This is a genomic window from Variovorax soli NBRC 106424 (assembly GCF_001591385.1).
GTDB classification, from domain to species: domain Bacteria; phylum Pseudomonadota; class Gammaproteobacteria; order Burkholderiales; family Burkholderiaceae_C; genus Variovorax; species Variovorax soli.
Map to the genome: position 1 here is coordinate 45,961 of NZ_BCUU01000029.1, position 7,182 is coordinate 53,142.

Consider the following 7,182-nt stretch of genomic DNA (forward strand, 5'->3'; position numbering starts at 1 on the left):
CTCAGGCGGCCAGTGCTGCTTCCAGAAGGCGCGCAGCCTGGGCCAGGTGCCAGTGCATGCCCATGTGCCGGAAAGCCTCGCCGGCACGGTGCGCGCAGTCCTGCGCGAACGCCCGCTCACCTTGCGCCAGTGCCAGTTCGGCGCGAAGCAGCTCGTTGCCGGCGTCCTCGTGCGCGGAGCTGCGCGCCTGCGCCACCTGCTGCGCCACGCGCAGGTGCCTTCCGGCCGCAGGCAGGTCACCGCCAGCAAGGGCCATGCGCGCCATCGCCCGCGCTGCCATGGCGCCGCCGATCCAGTCGCGCTTTCGAATGCGTCGCAGGGCCTGCGCCGCAAAGGCGCGCGCTTCGGCGCTACGGCCTTCGTCGGCCATGGCCTCGCTCAGCCAGCCGTAGCTGAGCGACATGAAAAGGTTCTTGTCGCGCGCCTGGCGCCACGACACCGAGTCGAGCATCTCGCGCAGGGCGCGCGGGTTGGGCGAGATCTTCCAGTCCGCGTAGGCGCCCAGGCTTCGGCTCTGAGCGAAGAGATAGAGGCTCTTGACCCGCTCGGCCACGCGGTGTGCGGCCCTCGCGTCGGCCCGCGCCGCTTCCCAATGCCCGCGCCACAGGTTGATGCCGCTGCGCCAGCACAGCACCGACCCTTCCACCTCATGGCCCTTGAACGGCACCAGGGACAGCGCCTCGTCGATGCATGCCTGCGCTTCATCGAACCGGCCCAGGTCGGCGATGACGCTGGCCTTGCTGGCCAGCGAAAAGGCCAGGGCCGGCCCCGGACGGGTGTAGGGAGCGGACTTGCCCTGCACCGGGGCGATGTCCTCCAGCAGTGGAATGGCGGCGCGGTAGTCGGCAGCCGCGGCCAGCGCCTGGCCGAGCGTGGTCTTGACCTGCGCGGCAAGCTTGGCGTCGCCCACGTCGTTGGCGGCCTTCAGCGCGATCTCGCAGTGCTCGACGGCCGCGCCCGATTCGCCCAGGGCGTAGTGGACGTAGGCGAGCCAGTACTCGGCGTACGCCAGGCCGGGCCCATCCTGCTGCTCGCGTGCGCGGGCAACCGCACGGGCGAACACCTCGGCCTCGCCGCGCGAAGGGTCGTAGACCGTTGCCATGCCCAGCCGCCGGACGATCGAACGCCAGCTCTTGTAGCGCTCCGGCGTGACGGGCAGCCGGTCGAGCATCTGCAGGGCCGTGCGGTACTGCGTCTTGGCGCCGTCGATGGAGGACGTGGCAACCGCCTTGTCGCCGGCCATCTCGGCATAGTGCGCCGCATCGGCGAAATCGTCCGCACCCGCATAGTGGTAGGCCAGCGCCTCGCAGGTTTCGGCTTCGCCTTCGAGGCCCGCTCTCTCGCGCAGCAGTGTGGCGATCTGGCGGTGGGTTTGGCGGCGGCCTTGCAGCCCGATGGAGCCGTAGACCACGTCGCGCGTGATGCCGTGCTTGAAGCGCAGCGTCGCGCTGCTGTCGCCGGGAAACACCAGGTCGTGCGCTGCCAGGTCGCGCACCAACGGGTGGTGCTCGCCGCAATCCGTCAGGCGCTCCAGCAGCCACGTCGGCACCACGTTGCCGATGACCGACGCAACGCGAAGCAGGTCGCGCTGCGCCGGCGGGAGCCGGGAAACGCGAGACTCGATGAGGGTTTCGAGCCAGGCGGAGCCACCTCGCACCGCCTCCAGCCCGGCGCCGGATCCGCCCCCCGCTGCGACCGAATGGCAAAGCTCCTCGATGAACAGGGGGTTGCCACCCGCATGGCGCCGGATCTGCTGGACGACGAACGGGTCGGCGGCCGGCAGCAGGCCGCCGATGGTGACGTCCGCCTCGGCTTCGTTGAAAGGAGGCAGTTCCAGCACCTCTGCCAGGACATGCTGCGAATCGCCGGGTTCGAATGGCCTCGTGGCAGCCAGCACCAGGATGGGCAGTTGCTTGAGTTCGCTGAGCGCGTAGGCCACCTTGCGGGTGGCGTCGTCGGCCCACTGCCAGTCGTCGATGAACAGCACCTGAAGCTGCTGGGCCGCCAGTGCCGAGAACAGGGCGCACACGGCATTGACGGTGCTGTCCGGCGTGGTGCGGCGAGGGTCCGCGCCGGCCGATTCGCTGCCGGATTCCGCAGGAATCGACAGGGCTTGCAGCAGCTCCGGCAGATGCTTCTCCAGCGCCGGGTCGATCGCGGCGAGGCTCTGTTCGAGCGTTTGCGTTGCCGCCGCCGCGCTGGTGGCGGTGCCCGGCGGCAACACGAAGCGGGCCCGCAGCATCTGCACGAACGGCTGCAGCGGTTCGGCGCTGAGCTCGTTCTCGCAGTAGCCGCGCGCAACGGAGCAGCCGCTGTCGAGGGCGCGCCGCAGGAACTCTTCGGCCAGCCGCGTCTTGCCGAAGCCGGCCGGGGCGGACAGGGCGACAAAGGCCGGCACCTTGTTGCGCGCCACGCGGTCCAGCGCCAGATCGAGCCGGCGCAGTTCATCCTCCCGCCCCACGAACGGAAGCAATCCGCGCTGAGCATGCACCTCGAAACGCGTGCGCAGCGCCGTGCGTGCCAGGATGCTGCGCACCGCCACCGGTTTGTCCAGGCCCTTGATGGTGGCGTCGCGCAGGGCGCTGGTCTGGAAGAAATGGCTGTCCAGGCCCAGCGTCTCCTCGCTCACCAGGATCTCGTCGCGTTCGGCGATGTCGCTCAGGTGCTTGGCCACGCCGGGAGCCGAGCCGTAGATCTCGAGCCGCGCTGCGGCAATCGAGTCACCCTCGCGCGGAAGGATGCGTCCGGTGTGGATTCCGGAGTGCACCGCCAGGTTGCCGCCGCCCTGCGCGGCGTACGCAACCCGCAGCTCGCGCACATGCTCGCGGATTGCCAGTGCGACTTCGACGGCATGGCGCCCGTCGTGTTCGGTGGCGATGGGATGGCCGAAGATGGCCTGCAGCCCGTCGCCCTGAAACTGGTTGACGGTGCCGCGCTTGGACTCCACCAGTCTGGTGAAGGCCTTGCGCAGCTCGTCCTGCATCTCGGCGTAAACCTCTGCCTCCATGTGTTCCGACAGCCAGGTCGAGTCGGACAGATCCGTGAAGAGAATCGTGAGATGGCGGTGATGCGACGCGGATTCGAGTCGAACGTGCCGACGCTCCAGATCATCAGTCATGGGAAACACCGTCAAGCCAAGGACGGGCCAATTGTGTTCCTCGAAAACAATAGTACGCAACTGGGCGGGTCGCCGGATCGCCGACAGTCGGCCGGGGCCGGCTACTCCGCCACGATCTTGCGCTCGCGCACGATGCCGCTCCACTTGGCGTCTTCCTTGCGCATGAAATCCAGCAGCTCGGCACGGGTGGTGGGCTGCGGCGTCAGGCCGTGCTTGTTCAGCGCGTCCTTCACGCCCGGGTCGTTGAGCGCCTTGACGATCTCCCGGTTCCATCGGTCGAGGATCGGCCCCGGCGTCTTGCCGGGTGCGACGAAGGCATACCAGTTGAGCGCCTCGAAGCCCGGGTAGCCGGACTCGGCCACCGTCGGGATGTCGGGCATGTACAGCGGCCGGTTCGATCCGGTGGTGGCGAGCGCGACCAGCCGGCCGGCCTCCACTTGCGGCAGGGCCGTGGGCGGTGCCGAGAAGTACGACGCCACCCGCTCGCCGATCAGGTCCTGCATGGCCGGCGCGCCGCCCTTGTAGGGAACGTGGACCATCGAGATGCCCGCGCGCTGGTTGAACAGCTCGCCCGCCAGGTGGGAGGCCGAGCCGGGGCCGGTGGAGGCAAAGTCCACGCTGCCCGGCTTCTTCCTGGCCAGCGCCACGAACTCGGCCAACGTCTTCACGCCCAGCGCCTTGTTCACCACCAGCACATTGGGAAAGTTCACGCCGCCCGACACCGGCGCCAGGTCCTTGAAGGGGTCGTAGCGGACCTTCATGACATGCGGCGCGATGGTCAGGGGGCCGATCGAGCCGAACAGCAGCATGGAGCCGTCGGCCGGCCCGTTGGCCACGAACTGGTGGGCGATGTTGCCGCCGGCGCCCGCCTTGTTGTCGACGACCACGCTCTGGCCGATGTTCTCGCCCAGCTTCTTGGCGATGAGGCGCGCCGCCGCGTCGGCCGCGCCGCCCGCGGCAAACCCGACCACCAGCGTGACCGGCTTGTTCGGCGGAAAGTCCTGTGCCCGCAACGGGGCCGATGTCAGCATCAGTGCGCCGGCAAAAAGCATGGCCGCATGCCGCAGCTTCAGGGTGTTCATCATGTCTCCTGGGTTGTTGTCTCGTGGGAGGGGAAATCAGTCGGCGCCGAGCCCGACCGGGTTGGGCAGGCGCTTCTCGACCGCATGGCGCAGCAGCGCGGCCGTGCGGAAGACGCCGTGCGCGAACTTGCCGTAGGGCAGGGTGGCAAACAGGGCCATCACCGCGCCCAGGTGCAGGCACAGCAGCAGCGCGAGTGCCGGCGTGCCGCGGCCCAGCCACAGGGCCAGCCCGCTGGCGCTGGTGAGGAAGAGCAGGGCGATGAAGCCCAGGTCCATCGGCTTTTGCGCCGGGTCGCCCTGCAGCGGGTGGCGGCGCCGGTTCAGGTGCCACAGGCCCGCCGTGCCGGCCACGAGGCTCAGGCCCCCGGCCACGCCCAGCAGCTTGGGCAGGCTCGGCAGCTCGTAGGGCGCGTGCCAGCCCAGCGCATAGTGGTAGAGCGTGGCCACGCAGGTGGCCGCAAAGCACAGCATGAAGCCGTAGAAGGTGAGGTGGTGAAAGCGCCTGCGCCGCAGGGTGTAGGCGTCGTCCTCGTCATGGCATCCGGCGCCGTGGCCGCCGTCCAGGTACTTCAGGCGCAGCACCGCATCGGCGGCTTCGGCCGTGGCGGCGGTGTGCAGCGGGGCCGAGCCGGTCGCGGGCTTGAGCTCGCGCCAGAAGCGCGAGACGCCCATGCCCAGCGCCACCACGACGAACACGAACACCGGGCCGAACAGGCCGACCAGCAGGTTGTGCGGAAACAGCCGGTAGAAATTGCCCTGCAGCGGCCCGCCCCACAGGCTGCCGCTGAAGGCCACCGCGAGCATCAGGAACAGCGCCAGCCCCGCCGCCAGCGCCAGCGACAGCGCCAATCCATTGCGCTGGTACAGCCGGCCCAGTGCAGGCGGCCAGGCGTAGTCGGCATAGGTCTGCGCCCGCACCTGGGCCATCGCCCGCGGGACGTTGACCGCGAACTCGTGCGGCGGCGCGTACTGGCAGGCGTGCAGGCAGGCGCCGCAGTTGTGGCACAGGTTGGCCAGGTAGTGGATGTCCGCCGGCCCGAATTCCAGCCGGCGCGTCATTGCCGGGAAGACCGCGCAAAAGCCTTCGCAGTAGCGGCAGGCGTTGCAGATCTGCATCTGCCGGCCCACCTCCGCCTCGCGCTCGCTCAGGATCGGAATGACCCGCGGCGAGCCGCTCGCGAGCGACGCCGCCTCGCGCGTCAGTGCATCAAGCGACTGCATGCCGTGCCTCCTTCGCTGCGGCGGCCGAGCGTGCGGCCTGCGTGCCCGCAATGCGCCCGAAGGCCGTGCCGATGGCCATGCCGACCCCGGCCGTGTAGCCCTTGCCGAGCACGTTGCCCGCCATCATTTCGCCGGCCACGAACAGGTTCGGGCTCGGCCTGCCGCCGAAATGCACGGCGGCATGCTCGTCGACCTTGAGGCCCAGGTAGGTGAAGGTCACGCCGGGGCGCAGCGGGTAGCCGTAGAAGGGCGGCGTGTCGATGGGACGCGCCCAGTGCGTCTTGGCGGGCTGGAGGCCCTCGGTGTGGCAGTCGTCAAGCGCCGTGTGGTCGAAGGTGCCGACGCGGCAGGCCGCGTTGTAGGCCGCAATGGTCTGCTCGAACGGCGCCTCGGGCAGGCCCAGCTGGCGTGCAAGCTCGGCCAGCGTGTTGGCCACTGTGCCGGGAAAGACGGGCGGCATGAAACGGCCGATGGCCTTGCGGTCGATGATGGAGTAGCCGATCTGCCCCGGCTGCTGCGCCACCAGGCGGCCCCAGATCGCATAGCGCTTGGGCCAGAAGTCCTCGCCCTCGTCGTAGAAGCGCTGCGCGTCGCGGTTGACCACCACGCCCAGCGACACGCAGTCGATGCGGGTGCAGATGCCGCCGTCGTACAGCGGCGCGCGTGCGTCGATCGCCACCATGTGCGCCTGGGTCGGGTCGCCGATGGCATCGGCGCCGGCCTCGATCATGGCCTTGAGCAGCACGCCCTCGTTGAAGCGGGTGCCGCGGATGAGGAAGTTCTCGGCCGGGCGCTCGCCGCGCTCGTTCACGCCCCAGGCTTCGCGCAGCCATTCGCGGTTGGATTCGAATCCGCCCGCCGCCAGCACGCAGCTGCGCGCGGTGAAGCGCTCGCCGGTGGTGCTCACGGCAGCCACGAAGCGGTCGCCGTCGAGCTCGATGGAGGCAATGGGCGTGTCGTAGCGGATCTGCACGCCCAGCCGCTCGGCGCTGCGGAAGTACGCATTGACGAGCGCCTTGCCGCCGCCCATGAAGAACGCGTTGGTGCGCGCCACGTGCAGCGCGCCCGACAGCGACGGCTGGAAGTGCACGCCATGGCTGCGCATCCAGTCCCGGCAGCTGGACGACGCGCGGATGGCGATGCGCGCCAGGCGCTCGTCGGTCAGCCCGCCGGTGACCTTGAGCAGGTCCTGCCAGTACTCTTCCTCGGGATAGGCATCGACCAGCACGTCCTGCGGCGCCTCGTGCATGCAGCGCAGGTTGCGGGTGTGCTGGGAATTGCCGCCGCGCCATTCGCGCGGCGCGGCCTCGACCAGCTGCACGCTGGCACCCGCCTCCCGTGCCATGAGCGCGGCGCACAGGGCGGCATTGCCGCCGCCGATGACCAGGACATCGAACATTTCAGTTGTCTCCTCGTGGGGAGTCCAACTCTAGGCAGACGGCCTCGCGGGCGACAGTGCGCCCGCGCACAGGGGTCTTCAGTTTTCGTGAAGGGTCGCCCCGGCCCAGCGGCCTTCCTGCACCAGCCGGCGGGCCACCTCGGCCAGCATCACCCGCGCGGCCAGCGCCGCCGGAGACAACTCGTCGTCCGACAGGCTCGCGAGCAGGTTCTGCCGGCCGACCTGCGCATCGGCGATGCGCACCTGCACCAGCGGCTCGGCCGCCGTGCGCGCCACCGCCGCCCCCGGCTGGATGGTGGCGCCATGGCCGGCCCGCACCGCGTCCATCAGCAGCGCCAGGCCGTCGATCTCGGCCACCACGT

5 protein-coding genes are annotated in these 7,182 nt (G+C 69.8%); all 5 read right to left on the minus strand.

The genetic code is table 11. From position 1 onward, the window contains the following. Nucleotide 1: 1 nt before the first annotated feature. The gene (locus tag VSO01S_RS11100) at nucleotides 2–3,118 is read right to left on the minus strand and encodes an ATP-binding protein (RefSeq protein ID WP_153305225.1); all 3,117 of its coding nucleotides are present in this window, start codon (nucleotides 3,116–3,118) and stop codon (nucleotides 2–4) included. A gap of 101 nt (nucleotides 3,119–3,219) precedes the next feature. Beyond that, nucleotides 3,220–4,170, minus strand: a complete 951-nt coding sequence (locus VSO01S_RS11105; protein ID WP_153305229.1) for a Bug family tripartite tricarboxylate transporter substrate binding protein — start codon at nucleotides 4,168–4,170, stop codon at nucleotides 3,220–3,222. A 66-nt stretch (nucleotides 4,171–4,236) separates the two neighbouring features. Next, a complete protein-coding gene (gene tcuB, locus VSO01S_RS11110) occupies nucleotides 4,237–5,421 on the minus strand; it encodes a tricarballylate utilization 4Fe-4S protein TcuB (RefSeq protein WP_068642291.1) in 1,185 nt (394 codons plus the stop codon). Continuing rightward, complete coding sequence (gene tcuA / locus VSO01S_RS11115; RefSeq protein WP_068642293.1) at nucleotides 5,408–6,820, minus strand: FAD-dependent tricarballylate dehydrogenase TcuA; 1,413 nt, start codon at nucleotides 6,818–6,820, stop codon at nucleotides 5,408–5,410. The genes tcuB and tcuA overlap by 14 nt, the downstream gene beginning before the upstream one ends. A 78-nt stretch (nucleotides 6,821–6,898) precedes the next feature. After that, nucleotides 6,899–7,182 (minus strand): type 2 periplasmic-binding domain-containing protein (locus VSO01S_RS11120; RefSeq protein ID WP_506016900.1); only part of this gene is annotated, 284 nt, incomplete at its 5' end.

Bases quoted from the DNA above. Each gene is read 5' to 3' on its own strand.
- tcuB (WP_068642291.1), bottom strand. From the start codon at position 5,421: ATGCAGTCGCTTGATGCACTGACGCGCGAGGCGGCGTCGCTCGCGAGC.
- VSO01S_RS11100 (WP_153305225.1), bottom strand. From the start codon at position 3,118: ATGACTGATGATCTGGAGCGTCGGCACGTTCGACTCGAATCCGCGTCG.
- VSO01S_RS11105 (WP_153305229.1), bottom strand. From the start codon at position 4,170: ATGCTTTTTGCCGGCGCACTGATGCTGACATCGGCCCCGTTGCGGGCA.
- tcuA (WP_068642293.1), bottom strand. From the start codon at position 6,820: ATGTTCGATGTCCTGGTCATCGGCGGCGGCAATGCCGCCCTGTGCGCC.